Origin of the sequence: Cytobacillus sp. IB215665, from assembly GCF_033963835.1 — a bacterium.
Classification (GTDB): domain Bacteria; phylum Bacillota; class Bacilli; order Bacillales; family SM2101; genus Nanhaiella.
In genome coordinates, this window is sequence record NZ_JAXBME010000027.1 from 14,712 (window position 1) to 35,788 (window position 21,077).

The 21,077-nt window shown below is 35.9% G+C and carries 33 protein-coding genes; 27 read left to right on the forward strand and 6 right to left on the reverse strand.

Translation table 11 applies throughout. The features are described from left to right. The first annotated feature begins 11 nt into the window (after positions 1-11). The 17 genes from SLH52_RS21685 to SLH52_RS21765 all read left to right on the forward strand — a co-directional run bounded on the left by SLH52_RS21685 (position 12) and on the right by SLH52_RS21765 (position 13,240). Positions 12-536 carry a phage major tail tube protein gene (locus tag SLH52_RS21685; RefSeq protein WP_320211290.1) on the forward strand — a complete coding sequence of 175 codons (525 nt, stop codon included), beginning with the start codon at positions 12-14 and terminating at the stop codon, positions 534-536. Positions 537-549: 13 nt separating this feature from the next. After that, complete coding sequence (locus SLH52_RS21690) at positions 550-870, forward strand: phage tail assembly protein (protein ID WP_320211291.1); 321 nt, start codon at positions 550-552, stop codon at positions 868-870. Positions 871-1,230: 360 nt separating this feature from the next. Beyond that, positions 1,231-3,507, forward strand: coding sequence for a phage tail tape measure protein (locus tag SLH52_RS21695; RefSeq protein WP_320211346.1), 2,277 nt, complete (start codon positions 1,231-1,233; stop codon positions 3,505-3,507). Next, positions 3,500-3,718 (forward strand): tail protein X, encoded by a 219-nt coding sequence (locus SLH52_RS21700; RefSeq protein ID WP_320211292.1) that lies wholly within the window; start codon positions 3,500-3,502, stop codon positions 3,716-3,718. Before SLH52_RS21695 ends, SLH52_RS21700 begins: the two co-directional genes overlap by 8 nt. Further along, positions 3,715-4,731 carry a phage late control D family protein gene (locus SLH52_RS21705; RefSeq protein ID WP_320211293.1) on the forward strand — a complete coding sequence of 339 codons (1,017 nt, stop codon included), beginning with the start codon at positions 3,715-3,717 and terminating at the stop codon, positions 4,729-4,731. Before SLH52_RS21700 ends, SLH52_RS21705 begins: the two co-directional genes overlap by 4 nt. Next, entirely contained in the window at positions 4,731-5,192 is a 462-nt protein-coding gene (locus SLH52_RS21710) for a phage baseplate assembly protein V (protein WP_320211294.1), read from the forward strand. The genes SLH52_RS21705 and SLH52_RS21710 overlap by 1 nt, the downstream gene beginning before the upstream one ends. 2 nt (positions 5,193-5,194) lie before the next feature. After that, positions 5,195-5,599, forward strand: a complete 405-nt coding sequence (locus tag SLH52_RS21715) for a phage tail protein (RefSeq protein WP_320211295.1) — start codon at positions 5,195-5,197, stop codon at positions 5,597-5,599. A gap of 11 nt (positions 5,600-5,610) precedes the next feature. Beyond that, a complete protein-coding gene (locus SLH52_RS21720) occupies positions 5,611-5,913 on the forward strand; it encodes a hypothetical protein (RefSeq protein ID WP_320211296.1) in 303 nt (100 codons plus the stop codon). Next, entirely contained in the window at positions 5,906-7,021 is a 1,116-nt protein-coding gene (locus SLH52_RS21725) for a baseplate J/gp47 family protein (protein ID WP_320211297.1), read from the forward strand. Before SLH52_RS21720 ends, SLH52_RS21725 begins: the two co-directional genes overlap by 8 nt. Next, positions 7,014-7,685, forward strand: coding sequence for a phage tail protein I (locus tag SLH52_RS21730; RefSeq protein WP_320211298.1), 672 nt, complete (start codon positions 7,014-7,016; stop codon positions 7,683-7,685). The genes SLH52_RS21725 and SLH52_RS21730 overlap by 8 nt, the downstream gene beginning before the upstream one ends. A gap of 12 nt (positions 7,686-7,697) precedes the next feature. Beyond that, a complete protein-coding gene (locus tag SLH52_RS21735; RefSeq protein WP_320211299.1) occupies positions 7,698-8,003 on the forward strand; it encodes a hypothetical protein in 306 nt (101 codons plus the stop codon). After that, positions 8,000-8,599 (forward strand): hypothetical protein, encoded by a 600-nt coding sequence (locus SLH52_RS21740; protein WP_320211300.1) that lies wholly within the window; start codon positions 8,000-8,002, stop codon positions 8,597-8,599. Before SLH52_RS21735 ends, SLH52_RS21740 begins: the two co-directional genes overlap by 4 nt. Before the next feature lie 2 nt (positions 8,600-8,601). After that, the gene (locus SLH52_RS21745; RefSeq protein ID WP_320211301.1) at positions 8,602-11,631 is read left to right on the forward strand and encodes a hypothetical protein; all 3,030 of its coding nucleotides are present in this window, start codon (positions 8,602-8,604) and stop codon (positions 11,629-11,631) included. Next, a complete protein-coding gene (locus SLH52_RS21750) occupies positions 11,631-11,852 on the forward strand; it encodes a hypothetical protein (RefSeq protein ID WP_320211302.1) in 222 nt (73 codons plus the stop codon). Before SLH52_RS21745 ends, SLH52_RS21750 begins: the two co-directional genes overlap by 1 nt. A gap of 2 nt (positions 11,853-11,854) precedes the next feature. Then, positions 11,855-11,998 (forward strand): XkdX family protein, encoded by a 144-nt coding sequence (locus SLH52_RS21755; RefSeq protein ID WP_320211303.1) that lies wholly within the window; start codon positions 11,855-11,857, stop codon positions 11,996-11,998. 106 nt (positions 11,999-12,104) lie between these two features. Beyond that, positions 12,105-12,521 carry a phage holin family protein gene (locus SLH52_RS21760; RefSeq protein ID WP_320211304.1) on the forward strand — a complete coding sequence of 139 codons (417 nt, stop codon included), beginning with the start codon at positions 12,105-12,107 and terminating at the stop codon, positions 12,519-12,521. Continuing rightward, the gene (locus SLH52_RS21765) at positions 12,521-13,240 is read left to right on the forward strand and encodes an N-acetylmuramoyl-L-alanine amidase (protein ID WP_320211305.1); all 720 of its coding nucleotides are present in this window, start codon (positions 12,521-12,523) and stop codon (positions 13,238-13,240) included. The genes SLH52_RS21760 and SLH52_RS21765 overlap by 1 nt, the downstream gene beginning before the upstream one ends. A gap of 88 nt (positions 13,241-13,328) precedes the next feature. Here SLH52_RS21765 and SLH52_RS21770 read toward each other — a convergent pair whose 3' ends face one another. Next, positions 13,329-13,658 carry a YolD-like family protein gene (locus tag SLH52_RS21770; RefSeq protein ID WP_320211306.1) on the reverse strand — a complete coding sequence of 110 codons (330 nt, stop codon included), beginning with the start codon at positions 13,656-13,658 and terminating at the stop codon, positions 13,329-13,331. Positions 13,659-14,025: 367 nt separating this feature from the next. On the opposite strand from SLH52_RS21770, the gene SLH52_RS21775 reads away from it, so the two are divergent. The 8 genes from SLH52_RS21775 (at position 14,026) to SLH52_RS21810 (ending at position 16,960) form a co-directional block, all read left to right on the forward strand. Beyond that, a complete protein-coding gene (locus tag SLH52_RS21775) occupies positions 14,026-14,175 on the forward strand; it encodes a hypothetical protein (RefSeq protein WP_320211307.1) in 150 nt (49 codons plus the stop codon). A 182-nt stretch (positions 14,176-14,357) separates the two neighbouring features. Continuing rightward, positions 14,358-14,672 (forward strand): helix-turn-helix domain-containing protein, encoded by a 315-nt coding sequence (locus SLH52_RS21780; RefSeq protein WP_320211308.1) that lies wholly within the window; start codon positions 14,358-14,360, stop codon positions 14,670-14,672. Positions 14,673-14,915: 243 nt separating this feature from the next. Next, on the forward strand, positions 14,916-15,068 hold the full coding sequence (locus SLH52_RS21785; protein ID WP_320211309.1) for a hypothetical protein: 153 nt from the start codon (positions 14,916-14,918) through the stop codon (positions 15,066-15,068). A 252-nt stretch (positions 15,069-15,320) separates the two neighbouring features. Next, entirely contained in the window at positions 15,321-15,554 is a 234-nt protein-coding gene (locus SLH52_RS21790) for a DNA-binding protein (RefSeq protein WP_320211310.1), read from the forward strand. Positions 15,555-15,570: 16 nt separating this feature from the next. Then, a complete protein-coding gene (locus tag SLH52_RS21795; protein WP_320211311.1) occupies positions 15,571-15,759 on the forward strand; it encodes a hypothetical protein in 189 nt (62 codons plus the stop codon). A gap of 75 nt (positions 15,760-15,834) precedes the next feature. After that, on the forward strand, positions 15,835-16,218 hold the full coding sequence (locus tag SLH52_RS21800; protein ID WP_320211312.1) for a hypothetical protein: 384 nt from the start codon (positions 15,835-15,837) through the stop codon (positions 16,216-16,218). A 144-nt stretch (positions 16,219-16,362) separates the two neighbouring features. Beyond that, the gene (locus tag SLH52_RS21805; protein ID WP_320211313.1) at positions 16,363-16,713 is read left to right on the forward strand and encodes a hypothetical protein; all 351 of its coding nucleotides are present in this window, start codon (positions 16,363-16,365) and stop codon (positions 16,711-16,713) included. Between the two features lie 157 nt (positions 16,714-16,870). Continuing rightward, positions 16,871-16,960: a putative holin-like toxin gene (locus tag SLH52_RS21810; RefSeq protein ID WP_320209868.1), complete on the forward strand. Its 90-nt coding sequence runs from the start codon at positions 16,871-16,873 to the stop codon at positions 16,958-16,960. 197 nt (positions 16,961-17,157) lie between these two features. Here the strand turns inward: SLH52_RS21810 and SLH52_RS21815 are convergent, their stop codons facing one another. After that, positions 17,158-17,301 (reverse strand): hypothetical protein, encoded by a 144-nt coding sequence (locus SLH52_RS21815; protein ID WP_320211314.1) that lies wholly within the window; start codon positions 17,299-17,301, stop codon positions 17,158-17,160. A 163-nt stretch (positions 17,302-17,464) separates the two neighbouring features. Between SLH52_RS21815 and SLH52_RS21820 the strand changes: the two genes are divergently transcribed. Further along, entirely contained in the window at positions 17,465-17,911 is a 447-nt protein-coding gene (locus tag SLH52_RS21820; protein WP_320211315.1) for a hypothetical protein, read from the forward strand. 498 nt (positions 17,912-18,409) lie between these two features. Beyond that, positions 18,410-18,607, forward strand: coding sequence for a hypothetical protein (locus tag SLH52_RS21825; protein ID WP_320211316.1), 198 nt, complete (start codon positions 18,410-18,412; stop codon positions 18,605-18,607). Positions 18,608-18,637: 30 nt separating this feature from the next. Here the strand turns inward: SLH52_RS21825 and SLH52_RS21830 are convergent, their stop codons facing one another. The 4 genes from SLH52_RS21830 to SLH52_RS21845 form a co-directional block, all read right to left on the reverse strand. Continuing rightward, positions 18,638-19,600, reverse strand: coding sequence for a hypothetical protein (locus SLH52_RS21830; protein ID WP_320211317.1), 963 nt, complete (start codon positions 19,598-19,600; stop codon positions 18,638-18,640). A 115-nt stretch (positions 19,601-19,715) separates the two neighbouring features. Continuing rightward, complete coding sequence (locus tag SLH52_RS21835) at positions 19,716-19,922, reverse strand: hypothetical protein (protein WP_320211318.1); 207 nt, start codon at positions 19,920-19,922, stop codon at positions 19,716-19,718. 16 nt (positions 19,923-19,938) lie between these two features. After that, on the reverse strand, positions 19,939-20,541 hold the full coding sequence (locus SLH52_RS21840; RefSeq protein ID WP_320211319.1) for a hypothetical protein: 603 nt from the start codon (positions 20,539-20,541) through the stop codon (positions 19,939-19,941). After that, complete coding sequence (locus SLH52_RS21845) at positions 20,528-20,947, reverse strand: hypothetical protein (protein WP_320211320.1); 420 nt, start codon at positions 20,945-20,947, stop codon at positions 20,528-20,530. The genes SLH52_RS21840 and SLH52_RS21845 overlap by 14 nt, the downstream gene beginning before the upstream one ends. Positions 20,948-21,077: the final 130 nt, after the last annotated feature.

The following is a 21,077-nucleotide window of genomic DNA, read 5'->3' on the forward strand; positions in this document are numbered from 1 at the left end:
AGGAATGATATATGTCAAAGGTGATCCCGGAAAAAGTAAATGACTATAGGGTATACCCAAACGGTTCTACAGACTTAAGGGGGGTTGCGGATTTGCAACTCCCTTCTTTTGATGCTATGACGGAAAGCATCACAGGAGCAGGAATTATTGGTGAATACGAAGCTGCAAACTACGGACACTTTGGGAGCATGAAACTAACGTTAAACTGGAGAATGATCACAGGGGAATTGACTGAGTTTCTGAAGCCTGAAGCTTTGCAGCTCGATTGCAGAATTGTTAATCAAGAGTATGCGGTAGCTGCTGCGAATCACGCCTTTACACCTCAACGAGTTTTGGTAAAAGGGCAAGTTATTAAAAATGATTTAGGGAAAGTTGCTAAAGGATCTGGGTATGAAGGATCAACAGAAATTGAGGTCACTTATATAAAACTAGAGCGTGAAGGAAAAACAATAGTTGAACTTGACAAAATGAACTATATCTATGTAGTTGATGGAATCGATTATATGAAAAAAATCCGTGAAGGATTAGGACTATAAAGGAGGAATAAACATGAAAATTGAATTAATTAAACCGTTTAAAATTGATGGAAAAGAACTTAAGGAGATCGATTTAAACCTTGAAAATTTAACAGGTGCAGATATATTAAAAATTGATATGGAGATGAGAAGGGAAAAAACCAGAGGATTTGCTGATGTTTATGACCAAGAAATCCTTTTAAGGTTGGCATCAAAAGCTTGCGGTATTCTTAAAGATGATTTGGAGAAGTTACCAATTAATGATTTCCTTGAAGTTACCTTTGGAGTGAGAAATTTTTTGCTGAGATCGTCGGAGGAGCAGGAGGAGCTAGAGACTTCAGAGAAATCCTCTTAACCTTTGCTGGAGTTACTAGGGACGGTCTACAATATTGGGAATCTAAAACTATTCTTGAATTAAGAATGTGGAAAGAGGACATAGCAGCAATGAGGGGGGATTCCGATGGGTAGAAAAAACTACGAAATGTCGTTTCAAATCGGAGGAAACCTCCAAAGGTCTTTCTCCAGTTCATTTTCGAAAGTAACAAAAGGCCTTACAGGAATAAAAAACGAAGCCAGGCAAACCCAAAGGGCTTTGGATTCTTTGGGTAATGATTTCAGAAGAGGAAAAATACATCAAAGCCAGTACGCAGAAGAAACAACAAGACTTACAAAAGAACTAAAGCAATTAGAACGTGCTCAAAGCCGGATCAACACCATGAAATCATCTTTTAGTAGTAGTGTTAGTACAGTTAAGGCAACGGCTGGTATTGCTGCGGTTGGTACTGCAGCAGTAGCCACCAGTGTAGCTTTTAATTCTATGAATAAAGCAGCGAACTTTGAATCGCAAATGACAAAGGCTGGCGTTATTGCAGGAGCCTCATCATCTGAGCTTAAAAAATTAAGTGACGAAGCATTAAAACTAGGAGCTACATCAAGCCTTTCTGCCTCTGAGGTATCTGTTGCTATGACAGAGCTCGGGGCAAAAGGTATGGACACAAACAAGATTATAGCAGCCATGCCTGGCATATTGGCGGCTGCCGAAGCAAGTGGCGAAGATTTAGCCATGACTTCAGATGTTGTTACGTCTGCCTTGAACGCTTTTGAGCTGAAAGCTTCAGATGCAAACCACGTAGCTGATGTGATGGCCATGAGCGCAAACAAAACAGCAGCCGGAGTTATGGACCTTGGTTATTCCTTTAAGTATTCTGCGCCTCTAGCTAAAACTGTAGGAATAAGCTTGGAAGAATTAGCAGCCGTTACAGGGATTATGGTTGATAAGGGGCTTTCAGGGGAGCAAGCCGGAACAGCATTACGAATGTCATTATCTCGTTTAGCAGATCCACCTAAAGAAGCTTCAACAGCCTTGGATAAATTAAACATATCGGTAACTGATAGCCAAGGAGAATTTAAGTCCTTAGCTGAAATAGCAGGCGATTGGAATAAGGCTACTAAAGATCTTACTCAAACTCAGAAAGTACAATATGCCACAACGGTTTTCGGTACTGAGGCTGCAACAGGGATGCTGAATATATTCTCTGCAGGCCCTGATAAGATTAATCAGATGACAACGGCACTTGTCAACTCTGAAGGGTCAGCAATGGATGCAGCAAAAGCTATGAAAGATAATTACGGGGGAGCACTTGAAGAATTAAAGGGATCCATTGAATCAGCACAAATTAAATTTTCTTCACCTATTCTTCCTGTATTTCAGGATCTTTTTTCTGGTCTTAGCGCAGGAATTGACGGTAAATCAAGTGAAATTGAAAAAGCTGGTCAAAAGCTTGCTGCAGGGCTAAGTGATATCTTTGAGCCGTTTTCGGTTCAAATGCCTGTTAAGCCTGAGTTTAACGCAAATGATATGAGAATGATTGACGGACAATCATTCCATTCTCAAGCTATGGCCCAATATGAAGAGGACTTGAAGAAATTCAATAAGTACAAGGATATGGATTTCAGTGATAAGTTTGTCTACATGTTGGATGAAACTATGGGGAAAACAGAAAGTTGGCTCTCAGGTTCAGGTGGCGAGAGTATGAATAAGATTTTCTCCCAACTTGGTGAAATGGCTGCAAAATCCTGGGCGAGTGCCTTTACGGGTGCTGTTAAATCATCTGCAAGTAACTTGATGGAAGGAAACGTGGCTGCGGCTGCAGGAACAGGCTTTGCTGCATGGATGCTTGGCGGTGGCTTGATGGTAAAAGGCGCTAAAGGTGCGACTAAATGGGGCTTAGACAAACTCTCCAAAAAAGGCAGTAATAAGAAGATGGTAAAAGCGCAAAGGGCGGTATTACCAACATCAACACCTGAAGGAAGTAGAATGTCACGCCACAAGGGAAAGCAAGCATCTGTGAAAAGTCTTGTGCCTCAAGGAAGTAAAAAAGCAATTGCTCAAGTACCAGCCAAAGGTGGGAATGCTCTCAAATGGTTGGGGAAATCAGCCCTGGGGGTTGCAAAAAAAGCAGTATTACCTGTGGCGCTTGCTGCAGAGGCTTATAACATATTTAAATCTAAAGATAAAGCAAAAACGGCTGTACAGGCAGGGAGTGGAATTGCTGGAGGTATCGGTGGAGCTAAAGCTGGTGCTGCTTTAGGAACTGCACTTGCACCAGGGATAGGATCAATAATAGGTGGAATTGTTGGTGGTTTAGGTGGCTACGTAGGAGGAAAGTTCTTTGGTGGAAAAGCCGTTGATAAAACAAGGCAAGCGAGTCAAGCAGCACCAACATCTTCAAGTAATGCAGTAGCAGCATTGCCCGATACAAAAGCATTAGAGGGTTCATTCAAGGATATTAAAACCAATGCTGATAAAGTGAAAGATAACTTAGAGTTATTAACCATGTGGACAGGTCAAGCAAGTGGGTGGCTGGCTTCTCTTAAAAACATACAAACTGCCGGAGATAGAGTTGTAGAAGCTTTAAACAACTTGGAAACTCGGATCAATAACATTGAATTGCCTAAAGTACAAAGCAAGAGGGTGAGTTTCAATGACTAAAACCTACATTACGGTACAAGGTGATACCTGGGACATTATTGCATATAAACAATTGGGGAGTGAATATTCACTCCCTATTTTACTGGAGGCAAATAAAGAACATCGTAGCACCGTTATTTTCTCAGGTGGTATTAAATTAGATATTCCTAAAGTAGATACCTCAATTGTTACTGAGAGGCCTGCCTGGTTAGGCGAGGATGAAGAACTATGAATAGTAGACGTACTTACTTAGATATCACCTATAACAAGCATAATATCACTGAAGATCTCAGTGAGAATTTAATAGATTGGACATTTACCGACAACTTGAGTGGTCAGATTGATGATATCTCACTTACTTTGGAAGATACCGAGCATAAATGGCTAGGTGATTGGTTCCCCACAAAAGGCTCTCTATTAGAGGGAATCATTTGCAAAGAGAATTGGAAAGAACAGGTTATCAAAACCAAAATAGGTAAGTTTGAACTTGATGAAATAGATGCCAGTGGTGAGCCTTCAGAAGTCGTTATAAAAGCTTTGTCCGTTCCTGAATCTTCTAGCATTAGGGGAGAAGAAAAGTCCAAGGCGTGGGAAAAGACAACCTTAAAAGTGGTTGCTGGTGACATTGCCTCACAAAACGGGCTGAAGCTTTATTTTGAAGCAAACGACAATCCTAAAAAAGATAGATACGAGCAACTTAGCGAAACGGATTTGGCTTTTTTACATCGACTGTGCAACGATGAAGGGCTATGTCTTAAGCTATCTAATCAAGCAATTGTTATCCTCGATGAAGCTGATTATGAGAATAAGGATCCAGTAGCAACCATTAACAGACGAAGTAAGGAAAGTGATGAGATCCAGGTCAAACATTGGTCTGCAAGAACAACATTAAGTGGCACGTACAAGGCTTGCCGTGTTCAATATAGCGATTCTAGTAAAAAGAAAACGATTAAAACAACATTTACACCACCTAAAGCGCCAAAAGTTGGCCGAACATTAGTTGTCAAAGAACAAGTTAAATCAGTTGCTGAAGGTCAAAGGCTTGCTAAGAAAAGGCTCAGAGAAAAAAATAAAAATGCTACTCTAGTAAATTTAGTTGTCACATCTACTAAACATTTAGATGCTGGCGTAACAGTCACTTTAAAAGAGTTTGGGAAGTTTGACGGTAAATACATTATTACTCAATCTATCAACTCGCAGAATAGTGTTCAACTAGCATTAAGACGATGCTTGGAGGGGTATTGATGGAAGAAAAAACAGGCATTGTAAAAACAATTTACCCTGATCGATGCACGGCAAGAGTAGCTTTTGAGGATGAAGAGGATCTTCTTTCTGATGAGCTGCAAATTGTTGTACGTGGCTCACTGAAGAATAAAGCTTACTGGATGCCAAAGGTTGGGGAACATGTTTTTTGCAGTTTCACCAAACAGGGCAAAGGCTATATACTAGGCTCTATTTACTCAGAAGAGGATAAACCACCCGTTATAGATGAAGGCAAAAGGCATATAACATTTGAGGATGGAACTACTGTTGAATATGACACAAAAACTCATACACTATCAATTCAATCAAATGGATCAATTAATATTAATGCTGCAGGAAATATAAATGTAACAGGGGATGTTGTTGCTGATGGCATTTCATTAAAGAATCATACCCACACTGAAACAGGTGCTACTACTAGTAAACCAATCGGAGGTGGTTAATCTTGGCTAAGATTGGCACATTTGGTGAGATAGTTTTTGAAATTTCTCCGAATAAAACACAAACGTTTAAGGACTTTAATAGAACGGGTTCTGCCAGGTGGAATGATCATGACATTATTGGCCATAAACCGAAATCAGAATTTAACGGCCCAGGGCTTGAAGAAATTAACTTTACAATCATATTAAAGGCAGAGTTTGGAATCAACCCTATTAAACAATTAGAAATGCTCAGGGAAATGAGAGACACAGGAAAAGTTGCCCCTTTTATTCTTGGAGGCAAGCCGATTTCTCAAAATTATTGGTCCATTCAAAAGTTAAGTGAGTCACACAAAGTCATTGATAATCAAGGAAATCTACTCAATGCAGAGGTTCAGATAGATTTAAAAGAGTATTACATTAAACGGTAAGGAGGGTGATTATGCAACATGAAGTGACTAGAATAACAGAATATAATTTCGGTGCTACAGGCATTGACGAGATCCTTCAGAATGTTGGTTTCATCCTTTCAACCGTTGTTTATTCTTGCCCGATGGACAGGGCTTTTGGATGGGTACCGGACTTAGATTCTCCAATTGTTGCAGCAAGAGCCATTAATCAAGCTCGAATTATCCAGGCTATCCAAAAGTACGAACCACGGGCAATTGTAGATGAAATTAAAATGGAGGGTGATCCTATAAATGGGAAACTAAAAGCGATAGTAAGGGTGAGTATAGATGAATAGATTTAATTTACCTGACGTTAATTTTTTGGACAAATCGCCTGAAGAAATCGAAAAGACCATGCTTGATTATATTGAAAGTAAAACAGGTATTACCCTTTCTAATGCAGATCCACGTAGAAAGTTTGTACAAGGTCTTGTTCTTTATATAGTCCAGGAACGCAATAACTTGGATTATGGACTGAAGCAAAATCTATTAGCTTATGCTGAAGATGAATACTTGGATCATCATGGAGCTGGGGTGAACACTGCAAGGCTCGATGATAAAGCTGCAGTTACTACAATGGAATTTGTTCTTGAAGAAGAACGTGTGGACAATCTGGTCATTTCAGAGGGCACACGTTTTCTTGTTGGAGAAATATTTTTTGCGACAGATGAAACAACTGTTGTTCCTGTTGGCCAACACTCCATACAAATGCTTGCTACATGCACTGATAAAGGTGAAAAGGGTAATGGATATTTGCCAGGTGAAATAACCACCCTTGTTGATCCTATTCCGTGGACAAAAGAAGTTAGAAACGTAACAACAAGCTCAGGCGGTATAGGAATTGAGGAAAATGATCCATATGCTGAACGAATAAGAATTGCGCCTGAATCGTTTTCAGTTGCTGGCCCTGAAGGTGCTTACGAGTATTGGGCAAAAACGACAAGCCAAGAAATTGTGGATGTAGTTGTATTAAGTCCAACAGAGGGAACCGTTGATATACGTGTACTACTGAAAAATGGCGAACTACCTTCACTGGAGCTTTTGGATGAAGTGTTAGTCATCTGTTCACATAAAAAAGTAAGGCCAATTACAGATTCAGTAACGACTAATGTTCCTGATGTAATTAATTATAATGCAGATGTTGAATATTGGATTCTTCAATCAAACGCATCTGTATTAAGCGCCATTCAAGCTAACGTTGAAGATGCATACCAGGATTACTTGAAATGGCAGCGTGAAAAAATGGGCCGTGACGTTGATTTAACAGAGCTTATTGCCAAGTTAAAAGAGGCTGGAGCTTATCGAGTGAAGGTGAATTCTGAAATGTATATACCAATTGAAAAACATCAAGTGGCAAGGGAAGATGTTCAAAGCCTAGTGTTTGGGGGATTAACGGATGAATAGTATTCAGGAATATTCAGTTGTTGACCTTCTTCCTCAAAGCCTAAAAGTAGATCCTTTTATGGTTGCTCTTGGTGAAGCTTTTGAGCAGGAGATAAAAGGCGCTTATAGGGAAGCTGAATCAATGTCTATTTTTTATGATGTGAATAAATTGCCTGAAAATCTCCTGGACTATTTAGCATTTCAGAAACATGTTGATTTCTATGAAAATTCGCTACCTATTGAACAAAAGCGCCAACTGATCCAAAACGCTAACATGTGGCATAGAACCAAAGGAACTCCGTGGGCTGTTGAACAAGTAGTATCGATTGTTTTTCCTAACGCTGAAGTATTTGAGTGGTTTGATTATAGTGGAGATCCTTACTACTTTCAGATTGAAGTTGAACAGACAAATATTAAAAGTGACGACATTAAAAGGCTTATTCAAATGGTGGATGCCACAAAAAATAAGCGCTCCTGGTTAGAAGGTATTGCTGTTAAAATGCCAAAAGGACAACTAGAATTAACCCATGATACGAAAGAGATTCATGTTCCTTATCCAATCTGTAATAAATTCAGTACAGCAAGTATGCACGGTAAACAACTTTCAAACAGCGCTGAAATGAATGTTGCTCCCTATGATTTTGAAATTAAATACCCTGTTTGTGGTAAATTTAACGCTGGTTAGGTGGTGGTAAAGATGCCAGTAAATCAATTATTGGTAGATCAAACGATAGATTTTATTAGCAATTTATCAACTAAAGCAATCGTAACAATAGATGGTGTAGATCAAGAATTTCCTTTCTATAAAGTAGTTAAGAAAGATAATCAAATAAAGAAATATGTCTATTTGCAATCAGAGACAGGTTACATTAACGAAGCAAGAATAGTTGATAGTATAGGAAGGAATTTAGAAACACATAACACCAGCATTCAAAAAGGGGAAGATGGTTTTATGATTGTATTTCTCATTGAGCTGGTCATTAAAGGGGGGATTGTTTTATGAGCATCGTTATAACTTCAACTAATCCGTATATAAAAACTGATTGGCTAGATGAGATTGAAGATCCAACGGAAATAGATCCTGCAACGGGAGAACCAAAGATATTACAGCATGGGACGAAGTATACAGCGCAAAGGGCCAATAACATTGAAAATGGCATTTTCAATGCTTATGAATGGCTTATTCAACAAGCTTCTGACATTCAAAAATTAGAGGTGCAAATGGAGATTGACGGGAGGGTACCAGGTAACAGTGGTGCTTTTTTTGTTACTTTTGAAGGTGATGGGAACCGTATCACCTTACTTAGTGAAAAAGCTGTTGTTATCGAGGAAGTGTCTGCAGGAGCTACATCTTTCAGTGTGGATGGCATTGAAGGATTTGAAGATTTTACGGTTGTTACAATTTATGATGATGAAAATAACGAGGACATAATGATTACTAATATTGATACAGCAACAGGTACGATAACCATACAGGGTGCTCTTGTGAATGGTTATAAAAAAGGTGCTGTTATTGCAAGAAGTAACTCCGAAAATGATGGGAGATTAACATTTGGTGAATGGAGTACATTTACAATCTCTGTTAATGAGGTGATTTAATAATGGCAAGAAAAACGATAATAAGATATAGTGAATCATCTAATGGCGCCTGGGGACGAAAATCTAAAGTTATTGCAGAATTACCTGAAGGTAGAATAATAAATGCAGAAGCTCCGGATACAGATGAAGAATTAATTAACTTATGGATTGAAAAAGATAAAACAACAATTGAGTTATATCAAGCTTTTGATGGTGATTCATCTTGGACTAAAGTAAATGAAATAGATCTTTCATTTTCAACATCTCTTAATGATGAAGGTGAAAATATATTTTGGTGTTATTCAGAATATAGGGTTAGCACTGCATTAGATCAAGTAATAATTTCAGATTATAATGATAGAGATAATAGTACAGGTCAACCTGATTGGATATGGTATACCCTACTTAATTATAATCCTGGTGATCTTTGGTCCGAAAGAAGTGTAACAACAGATATAATAAATGATAATGTTAATCTTGAAAACATGAAAATAAATATACCTAATCAACAAGTTCTTGATATGGAATTATATGAAAAAGATAGGCCCGCAAGATATATTTTAATTGACGACCAAGCAAGTAAAATAACTATTTGGGAATATGATGAAGATGCTGAGATATGGCACTATGAAGAAGATGTAGATCAAATTGGTTCAGAAGGAACATTGGTTAGCAAAACAGGTATTTTAGAAGTACTTGGTGGAAGTAGATCTAATATTATTGGAATTGCTAATGAAACAGTTCAAACACCATTGTTTTTAGCTCCTAATAGGTTAAATGAAAGAATAATGCAGGGTGAAAAATATGAAATAAAATGGCAAAATAGTTCATTAGGTGATCCTGAAGGTCATGATTACACTTATGAGTTATATTTAAGAGATGGTGATGGTCAATTAAGAACTCTTGCTACTAATTTAAACAAAACATCAACAAGTTATGAAATTACTATTCCTGAAGATTCACCTGTAACAACTGAAGCTTATTTTAGAATTACTGTTAGGGATGAGTTTGGAACTTTTTCAAGTAGAGATAGTAATAAGATTGAAATATTTGCTAATACAGCACCATCAACACCCGGAGTATTTTCAAGCCCTATATATAATGAAGAATTGGAAAGTGGAGATTTAAGGGCATTTGCGGTTGGTGCTGCTACCGATTTGGAGAATAATATCTCTAAATACATGTGGGAAGTATCAATAAATGGAGCAAACTATGAGCAAGTTGGACAAACATCATCGCCTAGTTTCACATACGAAATACCAACAGCAACAAGTCTAAGAATGAGGGTTAAAGCGGTAGATAGCAAGGGTTTGGAATCGTCATATAGGGAAAGTGGAACATTTACCGCCACAAAGCCTAAATATTATTGGAATAAATACCATGTTAATACAACATACGGAAACGATTCAACAATAGAATATACACTAAAAACATCAAACGTGAGCACTGAATTTGATAAAATGAAAAGGGATATTATATGGGATGGAGATAGTTGGGAATATAAAACTGGTGAAAACGACGGTTGGTGGGACCCACCAACATGGGTTAATATTGGTGATGTAGGCTATCTTCTTCAGGGTGACACAATAGTAAAACGAGTTGCAATAACGTCAGGAGAAAGTGATGATTATCATGTAAACGCAGATATTTATGAAGCCGATAGATACAAACCACCAACAATTACTTATAGCAAAGGTGTCTTAACTGAAACTGGAGTTATTGGAGAAGAAAGTGATTATCCTGATGATGGTAGGCACTATGATAATTATTGGTACGTAAAAGGAAGCCGAGTAAACGAAAGTATTGTACCACCACAGCCGTTTTCATCACCAGCTAGTAATACTATATTTAAGCCTGTAGACCAAGCAGTAGTGACCGTTGGATCTTCTAGTGCATCAGATGTATCGTATGAATTTGAATATAATTATAATAACGAGACATGGTATCGATTTGGATCGTCAGCATCTACAACATCGAGCATTGTCATTACTAGAGATGCCACAAAAACAAACATCCAATTTAGGGCAAGGACGAAAGATGATAATAATGTTTATTCCGATTGGATTTATTCCGATGTTTTTGAAATACAACACAACCAAGCACCGACTGTTGTACTAACCACAACTGATAATCGTACACTTTACGAAAATGACACTCTAACAATTGAAGGTCAAGCAACTGACGAAGATGTAGGGCAAGTTGTTATTGTTCGTTATCAAATTGATGGACAAACTGAAAGGGCTATTGAAACGCAAATATCGAACGGAACACCATTCCCATTTTCAAAATCTATTACTTTGAAGAACGGAATCTTGTATGATGGAGAAACGGTTGTAACAGATCAACTTGAGGAAGGTATTGCTCACACGCTTAAAGTAACAGTTGAAGATGATCAAGGTGGTATAACGGAAGATAATCGAACATTTTACGTAGTGTTGAATCGTCCACCAACTATATCAATTGATTCATTTCAAGAATTGTCAGATCTAATAGATAATGACACAATCACTATCACTGGAACAGCAGGAGATCCTGAAAATGGAGATGTGGTTGTAAAGTACAATCTAAATGGCAACTCATACAGTCAAATCCATAACGGTCCATCTGGAGCATTTTCGTTTGATCTTAAGCTTGAAGCGTTGACAGAAGATGAAAATACAGTTCAAATACAAGCTATTGACGGATATAATTTTGTAACAACAAAATCATTAATTATAAATAAATCAGAAATTGAAACGCCTTTACTTAGCTCTTTTGCTCGATTGGAAATCGATGCACCAAAAGGGACAGCGAAAGGCGTTTTGTTATGGATTCAGCGTGATCCTGCCTTAAACATTACTGCAGAAATAAGCATGACTATGAACAATGAGCCGGAGGATTTTCAACCTATGTTGCTTGATAATACAGCATCATTAACTGATGAAATTACCGAAGATACACTTAAATATCAAGCAGATTCAGAGAAAGAAAAGATCATATTAAAACTTTTGCTTGAACGTGATTCAGTCGATGTAAGCCCATCAATCAGTTTAATATCGGGGGTGCTTGATTAATGGCATTAATGAGCAGAGAGAGACTGCCGGACGGAACATTCGGACCTTTAAAAAAGGTGTTTGAAAATGATTTTACAGTCGAGGAACAGGTAGCTGGATTGGGAGAGCAATTAGCATTAGCAATTATAGAAAACATAGAAAAGGATGCTGTAATAGATACTCTTGGTCAAGAGTTAGCATTGTTAAAAATTGAAGTAATGCAACTTAAAGGAGGTGAGTAACGATGGCATTTTGGAAACTAGCATACTCTCTTAAGTGGGTTTCAATTGACAAGCTACGCCTTGTTGTCAAGACTGACGCAAACCCACACGGAGAAATCACAGAAGATGAATTTAAGCAAATCACAAATGAAGATTTTGCTTTATAAGGTGGGCTTAGGCTCATCTTATTTTTATCAAACAAAACACCCAATATGTTTACTAACGAAAAATACAAGCCCATAGTGGGCTTTTTATTATGGAAAGGAGAAAGATATGAAGCACAATACAGATACTTTATATACATTCATCACTGGCGGAGCTTTCGCAAGCTTCGCTTTTTTAGTAGGAGGGGTAGATAAGCTATTAATTGCTGTTGGAATTTTCATGATACTAGATTATGTGACAGGCATAGCTGCAAGTATTGAAGACAAAAGCACATCTTCAAAAACAGCATTTAAAGGATTGCTCAAAAAAGCAAGTATGCTGTCACTTATTATTGTTGCGAATCAATTAGACATTATCACAGGGAATGAAGGTAGCTTCATGAGAAATGCTATGCTGATGTTTTTAATTGGTACTGAAGGTATTTCATTGTTAGAAAACTTAGCAAAGCTTGGTGTACCATTCCCATCAAATTTTAAAGCAGTATTTGAACAAATGAGAGATAAAAACAACGGAGGGGATAAGTAATGAAAATCTTATTAGATGCTGGTCACGGATTTCACACTCCTGGTAAACGTGTTCCTGATGGAACAATGAGAGAGTGGCAATTTAATAGTAAGGTTTGTGAATATGCTAAACAATTCTTAGCGGAATATGAAAATGTAAAAGTTCTTATCTCACATGATCCAACTGGACAGAGTGATGTACCACTTCAAAAACGTACAGATATAGCAAATGAATGGGGAGCTGATGTACTAGTTTCAGTTCACGCTAATGCTGCAGGGAATGGTTGGCATAGTGGTGAAGGCGTTGAAACATATGTTGATTCATCAAAACCAAAGGATGCCTATGATCTTGCTGTAGCAGTTCAAAATCAGTTATTGCGTGAAACTGGCAGAAGAAACAGAGGGGTTAAAACAGCAGATTATCACATGCTACGAGAATCAAACATGACTGCCATCTTACCTGAGTGTGGATTCATGACGAATAAGGAAGAAGCTCAATTGTTAAAGTCCGATTCTTATCGCAGGAAATGTGCTCAAGCTATCGTAAACGGAATTGTGGAACATTATAAACTGAAGAAAATAGTCATTAAGCCTGTAACAGAAGTTCCAAGCGAATATGCTTATGAACTCGCTAACGCAGTGGAATGGGCAAAAGAAAACAACATTTCAAATGGTGAACGATTAAACGAACCATGCACAAGAGCGCAAGTATTATTGATGCTCTACCGTGCTCGAGAATAACGCATACAAAAAATAACAATTGCATAATATAAAATACAGCAAGATATTCACTCCACGAAAAAACAGCCCTGCAAAGCATGTAGGGCTGTTATATTATTTGCACGTTTATTATGTCCTCAAATTTAATTCTGTGAACTTCCTCAAATTTATCCACTACCCTGATATGCTTATTGTATTGATCCAAAAAATGAATATATCCCATGCAAGGCTTAAAAGATCCATTCTCAAAATATGTCACAGTCACTTCTTGTGTAAACTCCATAGCTTCAAGTATTGTGCTGTTTATTTCTTCTATTTCATGCTCATCTAAGACAGGCTTTTCCACTTTATAATAATCTGCTTGTGCTTCTTTCATCATCTTCATTTGTTCGGGCTGTATAAATGCAGGCATCCATTTCATAATCCCTCTATCTTTCAAACGTATCACCTCAGTACTTATTATATACGAAAGTATGTTCGGTTAGTAAAAGAAAAAATAAAATTTTCTAGTGTCCTGTCCACACAATCATTGTAGAAACTTCATATTTTGTTACTGGATGGGATTAGTCACCCAATACATCAAAAGTCTTTTGCTCTTGCGAGTAGGAGGCTTTTTATATTTCATTTATCTATAACGTAGTACGTTAATGAAAATATTAATTTTGTCTGAGGGTGTTCTAGCAACACTATTAATTCTAACAAAATTAATATTTTTTTGAAAAAAGCCCAATTATTTCTACTAAACAGTTGCCAAGAGTCAACAGAAATGGTATAATTAAATTAAGAAAAGGGGGTGGAAAAAAGAAGTGGTTGACATGATAAAAGACATAGTAATTATAATAGCATCAACGCTCGGTGGAATAAAAACTTACCAAGACCTCAAAGACAGAAGAAAAAACAACAAGAAAAAGAAAAAGCGTTCTAAACCTTCTAATAAGAAGAAAAAGAAACGCTAAAACATTCGTATAGTTAGTAGATAGTGGTGGGAGCGCACAACTCCCATCTACTACTAACTAGTATATCACAGTCAACCACTTTTTATAATTATGAAAAAAATTAACTCAACAGATATTTTGTTTATAGTCTTGTTTCTAGCCTGGATCTCTGATTTAGATTTCTCAAATATGAGTGTATTAAAGTGGATCGGAGTCACTACGGTAGGAGTATGGTTTGTACTACTCTTGATAAAAATTTTGAAAAGGTGATTTGTATGAAATACAACTTTAACAGCAAAGAAGAACTGATTGAATTTATCCAGGACGAAATACTGACCACGCCTGAAGCGGTGGAATATTTAGGGATCTCAAAACAAGCATTAAACAAGGCGGTCCATCATGGAAAAGTAACTCCAGTAAAGGAAGTGCCACGAATCAAATTGTTTTTAAAATCTGACCTGGAGGCTAGAAAACAAGAGGCTGAAGAATTGAGAAAGAAGTACAGACCGTATGATTGAAAATAACTTTAATACCACCTTTTAAAGTCCTGCTCTTGCCGAGTATGGCTTTTTTATTTTGCATTTATCTAACATATAGTACGTAAAGGAAAAGATAATTTTGTCTGAGGGCGCTCTACCAACACTATTAAAAATTGAAAATCTATTATTTTTTACCAATAAATCCAATAATTATCATGTTTTATCTTGACTTAAGTCAAGATAGTTGATATAATAATAGTATAGAAAGGAGGTGAAAGAATAATGGACATGGATACATGGGAGAGGTTGCTAAGAATAATTGCTTGGTCGGTTGGAATACTAGCAGGGCTGACAGCAATAGCAAAAAACTTGCTAGACTTGAAAGACAGAAAAGAAAAACTACAACAAGAAAAAGCGCATTCCGATAAGGAATAACGCAAATACTCAAAGTAAGGTGGGAGCAGGTTCGGCTCTCCTCCTACCTTACTATCATTATACCATGTCCGTTAAAAATTATGAAAAAAACTGATACTTTCCATATTATTTTTCTCGTATTGTTTATATTTCACTTTGCATCATTAGACTATAAAAACCTAACCAGCCTAGATATTATTGCATCTATTTTAGCTGGGGTGTGGCTGCTAACTGCAGCCCTTACCCTGTGGTTAAGAAGGAGGATTAAGCAGCATGACAACTAATGGACTTACTTTTAAAAACAAAGAAGAATTAAAGATGTTTATAGCTGAAGAGGTAATAAATACGTCTGAAGCAATCGAGATCCTCGGTTGCTCCAGGCAGAATTTAAATGATTTGGTCAATAGAGGTGTACTAACACCAATTAAAGAAATGGTACGTGACAAGCTATTTTTCAAATCAGATATATTAGAAAGAAAGAAAGTTGTTATGGCTAGAAAACAGTGACATAAGGAGAGTAACGATGATGCTCTATAAAATATATAAAAATGATCCAGTAGCAGGAGAAGTTGTTGCAACAATAATAAGAGGGAAGCTTGAAGCAATCGACAAGTGCAAAGAGCTGAAGGCTGAACGTGGCGAATTGTATTTTATTAAACCTTATGATGAGAGAAATGACGAGGAAGTAACAGAGCCTAATAGACTTATGTGATAGTGAGTTTAATAAAAGAAAAAGATGTGCCACGAACTCTTGCGAAAAAATTTATTACTTGGGAGGTTGTTTTATATGAAAATAAAAGAGACTAAATACACAAAGATTTTTGGAAATGGTGATTTGACAACTGTTCTACACTTATTAGAAAAACATAGTATTGATGATTTAGATGTGGTAGATTTAGAATTTGAAGTGCCAGATCAAAATGTCCTAAATTCTTCAACTCTTAACACATTTATTATTAGAGCGTTTGATACTAAATTATCATTTTGTTTTGAAATTCACTCAGGAAGGTATGTATTCTCTGGCGGAACTCTCACACATAATGGTGAAGTTATTATGTATGAATATGATAAGCTAAATGAAGCGTTGTCAGTTTTGAGTGATCTTTTACAAGTATCAGATAAGTATATAGCTTTCTTACAAAGAAATTTTAGCGATAGATCATTGGGTTAAATTAAACTCCATTACCAAGAGTTGTAGTGAATTTACTATTATTATGTCTGTTATTAATAATAAATAGTAACAATTAATTAAACATAATGATTATTGAGTTGAATATCGCTTTTTGGGGAATGGTATATCTTGGAGGTGTGTTGTATGAGCGTTTATTTTTTATCTAAAAATACAGTGCTTAAAGGTAAAATTATTAGGGAAAGTAAACGAGGAACTGCCTACTGGATTAAGCCGGACCATAGTAAAAAAGCTAAGTTAATCAACAGGGGAAAAGTATATGAAACAGTTGAAGATGCAAACAAAGTGTTAGCATCTAAAAGACTTCAGCAGTCTGCTGTTAAAAAGAAGCGAGAACGAGAACTGAAAGAAGAACTTAGTAAGAAAAAGGTAATAGTTGAAGGAATTTATAAAAAACACGGGGTTGAAATTCCATATCTTTCTTGGGCTTCTTCTTCAATTGAGGAACTAGAAAAGTATCAAAAGGAATTAGGCTAACTAAATAGGTGTTCTGTTTAATTAAGAAAAGATGCCACGAACGCAAGATGTACTTTCACAGCAAAATGCGTCAATATGGGCAACTATGGTATAATTGGAATACAATAGCGAATTTCTAAGGGTGGTCGGCTTCATTCCCTGAAAGGGGGTGAGGCGTATGACGGTATTTGAAGCGTTGATGTTGGCAATTGCATTTTGCGGGCTGATCATTTCAGTACTGTCTTTCAATAAAAACGGCAAAAAATAGACCACCCTTAACTCTTTAGCCGGAGCGATTGGTGGTCTATTTTGACTATTCAAGCCGACTCCTGAAGGAATCGTCTATTGTTAGACCGTTGGTGTTACAGCACCTTCGGTCTTTCTTATTGTATGCAGTTAATGCTTGTCTATGATTAGAATATCATAATTGTTGGAAAATGTACAATTGCTCATATACAATAGGGTCTAAAGAGGTTTGATAATTACATATTCTCTACCATCATCAAATTCAACTTCACGAACATCATTCACATATTCTGAATCTGCTATTTTTACTACATTGAATTGTGGCATTTTCTGCAATTCTTCAATTAATTCATGAACTCTCATCACAAAACCCCTTTTCCCAGCTATATTTCTTAATATATCCGAAGTACAGTATATGTAACCATAATTTGTTAATAATACTATTGAAAATAAATATTCCAATTTTGTACTTTGTGCTTTTCAATAACAGTGGTACAAAGTACAAAGTACAAAAGGAGTGCTAATATTGCTGCTCGATGAAGAAGAGCTGGAAAAAGCAAAAGAATATGTATTTGTTATGGAAGCACAGGGATTTAGTAATAAGGAAGTTATCAAAAATTTATCTGATATGTATACACAAAAACAGATAGCTCAAATTCTTGATGTAAATGTCCGAAGAGTAAAATATCTATACCAAAAGTTTGGGATCAGGAAAAATACAAGGGTTACAAAAAAGTGTCACGGTTGTGGCGAAGAACTCCATATATCGTTTTTCAATACAATCACTGAGAATGGACAAGAGAGGTTCAGTCCATTTTGTAGTTATCATTGTGCAAATGAGTATAATCGAAACAGATATTTTGTTAGGAAGTATAAAGCAATCGACAAAGAGGCGGCAGAAAGAGAAATTCGTATATATGAACAATATATTGAAGCCTATAAGGATTTATTAAAAGACATCGAGCAGAGATAATCTTTCTCGATGTCTTTTGTATATCCATGTATAGAATATTCAATTCTAGTTTACATAATAGCAACTATAGGAACCAATGACTTTTTACAAACGTTGATATAGCAGGGTTTTTAAAGGTTGAAAATTTATCATATATACATGATTTTATACATAGGCTTTAAATCAAGGTTTTTGAGAAGGCTAAATAAATTATTTCCCGAAATTCTTGCATATTTTTTATGTATAAACCTTTCAGTTTTCTTGGTAGGAATATGCTCTTTTCTGTCGAATTGGAATTATATATCCAATTTATTAAGGGAGGTAGCTTTTTTGGGATATTTTAAGAATTTGATAATCGAACAAAAAGAGCCTAGAGACAAAGATCCCCAAAAATACTGTTCAGTTTGTGACGAAATGATTAGCGATGTAGAAGCTTTAGCAAATAACGGTACCTGTGACAAGTGTAAAAATTAACAAAGGAGCTGGTATAAATGCTAGATCCAGGTGGCGGTGTCGTTAATGACAGATCATGAAAACGAGATAAATAGTTATATAGAAGAAATGCGTTCAAGTGATTTAGTTGAGGTTCAACCTTTTTCAATGTTACCTGAAGGTAAACGACTCATTTTTAAAGGTGGTCGTGAAGTGTTCATTTACTACTGCCCGGTAAATAATTGCGTCAAGACTTCAGCGCAAGATGTTGTTGGCGTAACGTAAAAAAAGGACTGTAATTAATGCAGCCCTTTTTTATTCTTCGGATTTACCGTTTAACCATTCCATAGCTTGTGGTGGATACTTTTCATTTTTAAAAAATTCAACGTCTTCCTCAGATAATTCATACCAACCACCTTCAGTTGATCTATTACTGAATTGCTTTTTAATAAATTTATTTAATAGTTTATAAGTATCATATGTTTCAAGGGTATGTATAATTTCTAGCTCATCTCCATACTCTTCTTTAATTTGGCTCACTCTATGATCAATTGACACCGATATTGAAAATTTTAAATTGTATAATCCACTAGAGGATGATCTACATAGAAGTATACACCCTGACTTTGGTGCATCCCTTTTTCTTAGTTCTTCTTCCCGTTCCTTAGCTTTCTTAGCATTTATTTCACGTTCTATTTCATTTTGTCTTTCAACATCTTTATTGTATCTATCAACATCTTTATTGTATTGGTCTATTTGTTCTTGTGTGTATAGAGCAGTGAACTCTAATATTTCCTTTGCTAATTGTTTCATATCATCTAAACGCCATATATGTCCTTCTCTTGAGGATGAGAAATTTTTTACATAAATACCATTTTTCTTAGAAGGGGCCACTAACTCCACCATCCCCATATGAGCTTCATCTCCATGCTGATGTGAAGATTTACTTACCATAATTTTATTTTTAAGAGGCAATAATTTGAATTCGATTTGGTTTAATTTTTTATGCAGTTCTGTAAAATCTATAGTGCCATCTTGTAGTTGTGTAATCAATCCATAATTTACTAAATTTAGAATAATTCTCTCTATTTTCTTTTTTTCAAAACCTGTTATCTTACTAATAAAGTTCTGATCAGGGTTTTGGTGTTGAAATTTGATGCATGCATCTAATAAAACATACTCTTCCATTTCAAGGCCTATTTTTCTAAAATACATAGTTAGTTTTTTAGAAAAATTTTGGTTATCAATCATTAGTGCTTTTTCGTTAATCGTACTCATAGTAGAAACTCCCCCTTTTTATTAATAATAATTTACTATCCAAAAAAATACATTATTTTTATAAAAAGGTTGTTGGTTCAAAAATAAAAAGAGCTGTAATTTTATGCAGCCCTTTTTATTTTTTTACTTTTTTCTTTTTCTTCCTCTTTGGTAGTCCCCATTTTTCAGCAACAGCGAGTATTTTTTTCGCTTCCTCTTCAGCCTCTTTCTTTGTCATTTTCAATGGTTTTTCCTCCTCTAAGTCTTGCACTAAAAAATACTTATCCTGGTGTTGTTTTAGCTTTTTAGCTATCTCACTAGCTTTTTCCTTTGTCATAACCAAATGAATCGCCCCTTTGTTATTGGGATAAGCGTTTAATAACATTTTCCATAACGTTTGTTAGAGATCCGTTTTTATAATTGAATATGAAGTCTCTATATAAAATTTGCAATACTTCACTTACTGTGAATGATTTTTCTTGCTGTATATCGGCTATATCGCTCAACATAACCTCCAACCTTAAAGCATCTTTTCTTTTTATTATACAATCAACGCTCTTCATCTTCTGATCTCGAGGATTAATATAGAAGGTTTTGTTTCCATCCTTGTAATTATGGACTTCAATTGTTTTTCTGAACCTGGAATCCAATTCACGGTACAAATCATACGGGTTACTTCGCCTCTTAGCTTGATATAAAAAGTCATCCAGTAAAATGCTAATTAGGTTTATTTGAGTAAATCGCTTCTCCATAGCATCTGATACATCATCACAAAAGAGTTTTCCACGTAAGTATTCTGATAAAGGTACTGTGAACGTATATTTTAAATCCGTGTACTCATTAAATTTTCGAGTGATCTTGAACATAATTTTATCTAATACACCTGTAGGAGAATATGAAAGGTCATCTAATTCCTCTTTATATACACTATATAGTGCCTGGTTCAAATCATCTTTCTTCATATATGCCACTCTCTTCCATCAACATAAATGAAACAATCCTATAAGCTGCCTCTCTTAAACTACAATCCCAACTAATGGTATAATCAAAAAGCAAGTCATGAAAATATCTTTCAAGTTTCACTGGATATGGTTTTCCCTTTGGATCATATTTAATTTCTGAGAATGGATAGTTCCCTTTTAATCCCCTTTTAATTAAAGCAGTACAAAAATTTGTGGGATCCATTCCCTTCCTTTTTGCTAATGTTTTAATTAGCTGCCTCTCTTGTTGTGAAAATGGGATCTTAACATCTTTTTTCTTATCAATTCTTTCTTTTCTACCTTCTACCTTTGTTATTGGTTTTTTACGAACATTATTTGTTTGAGGCCTTTTTGTTTTTTGATCAAAAATAGGATTAATTGGTTTCAATACAAACCCTCCCCCAACACTTTAAGACCTTACTTCCCTTTTGATGCTAGTGTCATAATGTTGAAATGTTATATAGTAATCTATTCAGCAGTGAAGAAGATTAGAACAAGCTCTAAGCGTTTAGAAAATA

Bases quoted from the DNA above. Each gene is read 5' to 3' on its own strand.
- SLH52_RS21800 (WP_320211312.1), top strand. From the start codon at position 15,835: ATGAAAATAAAAGAGACTAAATACACAAAGATTTTTGGAAATGGTGAT.
- SLH52_RS21735 (WP_320211299.1), top strand. From the start codon at position 7,698: ATGCCAGTAAATCAATTATTGGTAGATCAAACGATAGATTTTATTAGC.
- SLH52_RS21810 (WP_320209868.1), top strand. From the start codon at position 16,871: ATGACGGTATTTGAAGCGTTGATGTTGGCAATTGCATTTTGCGGGCTG.
- SLH52_RS21840 (WP_320211319.1), bottom strand. From the start codon at position 20,541: ATGAAGAAAGATGATTTGAACCAGGCACTATATAGTGTATATAAAGAG.
- SLH52_RS21720 (WP_320211296.1), top strand. From the start codon at position 5,611: ATGCAACATGAAGTGACTAGAATAACAGAATATAATTTCGGTGCTACA.
- SLH52_RS21830 (WP_320211317.1), bottom strand. From the start codon at position 19,600: ATGAGTACGATTAACGAAAAAGCACTAATGATTGATAACCAAAATTTT.
- SLH52_RS21730 (WP_320211298.1), top strand. From the start codon at position 7,014: ATGAATAGTATTCAGGAATATTCAGTTGTTGACCTTCTTCCTCAAAGC.
- SLH52_RS21785 (WP_320211309.1), top strand. From the start codon at position 14,916: ATGGACATGGATACATGGGAGAGGTTGCTAAGAATAATTGCTTGGTCG.
- SLH52_RS21825 (WP_320211316.1), top strand. From the start codon at position 18,410: ATGACAGATCATGAAAACGAGATAAATAGTTATATAGAAGAAATGCGT.
- SLH52_RS21815 (WP_320211314.1), bottom strand. From the start codon at position 17,301: ATGAGAGTTCATGAATTAATTGAAGAATTGCAGAAAATGCCACAATTC.
- SLH52_RS21760 (WP_320211304.1), top strand. From the start codon at position 12,105: ATGAAGCACAATACAGATACTTTATATACATTCATCACTGGCGGAGCT.
- SLH52_RS21790 (WP_320211310.1), top strand. From the start codon at position 15,321: ATGACAACTAATGGACTTACTTTTAAAAACAAAGAAGAATTAAAGATG.
- SLH52_RS21705 (WP_320211293.1), top strand. From the start codon at position 3,715: ATGAATAGTAGACGTACTTACTTAGATATCACCTATAACAAGCATAAT.
- SLH52_RS21805 (WP_320211313.1), top strand. From the start codon at position 16,363: ATGAGCGTTTATTTTTTATCTAAAAATACAGTGCTTAAAGGTAAAATT.
- SLH52_RS21795 (WP_320211311.1), top strand. From the start codon at position 15,571: ATGATGCTCTATAAAATATATAAAAATGATCCAGTAGCAGGAGAAGTT.
- SLH52_RS21710 (WP_320211294.1), top strand. From the start codon at position 4,731: ATGGAAGAAAAAACAGGCATTGTAAAAACAATTTACCCTGATCGATGC.
- SLH52_RS21765 (WP_320211305.1), top strand. From the start codon at position 12,521: ATGAAAATCTTATTAGATGCTGGTCACGGATTTCACACTCCTGGTAAA.
- SLH52_RS21745 (WP_320211301.1), top strand. From the start codon at position 8,602: ATGGCAAGAAAAACGATAATAAGATATAGTGAATCATCTAATGGCGCC.
- SLH52_RS21740 (WP_320211300.1), top strand. From the start codon at position 8,000: ATGAGCATCGTTATAACTTCAACTAATCCGTATATAAAAACTGATTGG.
- SLH52_RS21690 (WP_320211291.1), top strand. From the start codon at position 550: ATGAAAATTGAATTAATTAAACCGTTTAAAATTGATGGAAAAGAACTT.
- SLH52_RS21685 (WP_320211290.1), top strand. From the start codon at position 12: ATGTCAAAGGTGATCCCGGAAAAAGTAAATGACTATAGGGTATACCCA.
- SLH52_RS21695 (WP_320211346.1), top strand. From the start codon at position 1,231: ATGAAATCATCTTTTAGTAGTAGTGTTAGTACAGTTAAGGCAACGGCT.
- SLH52_RS21750 (WP_320211302.1), top strand. From the start codon at position 11,631: ATGGCATTAATGAGCAGAGAGAGACTGCCGGACGGAACATTCGGACCT.
- SLH52_RS21725 (WP_320211297.1), top strand. From the start codon at position 5,906: ATGAATAGATTTAATTTACCTGACGTTAATTTTTTGGACAAATCGCCT.
- SLH52_RS21755 (WP_320211303.1), top strand. From the start codon at position 11,855: ATGGCATTTTGGAAACTAGCATACTCTCTTAAGTGGGTTTCAATTGAC.
- SLH52_RS21700 (WP_320211292.1), top strand. From the start codon at position 3,500: ATGACTAAAACCTACATTACGGTACAAGGTGATACCTGGGACATTATT.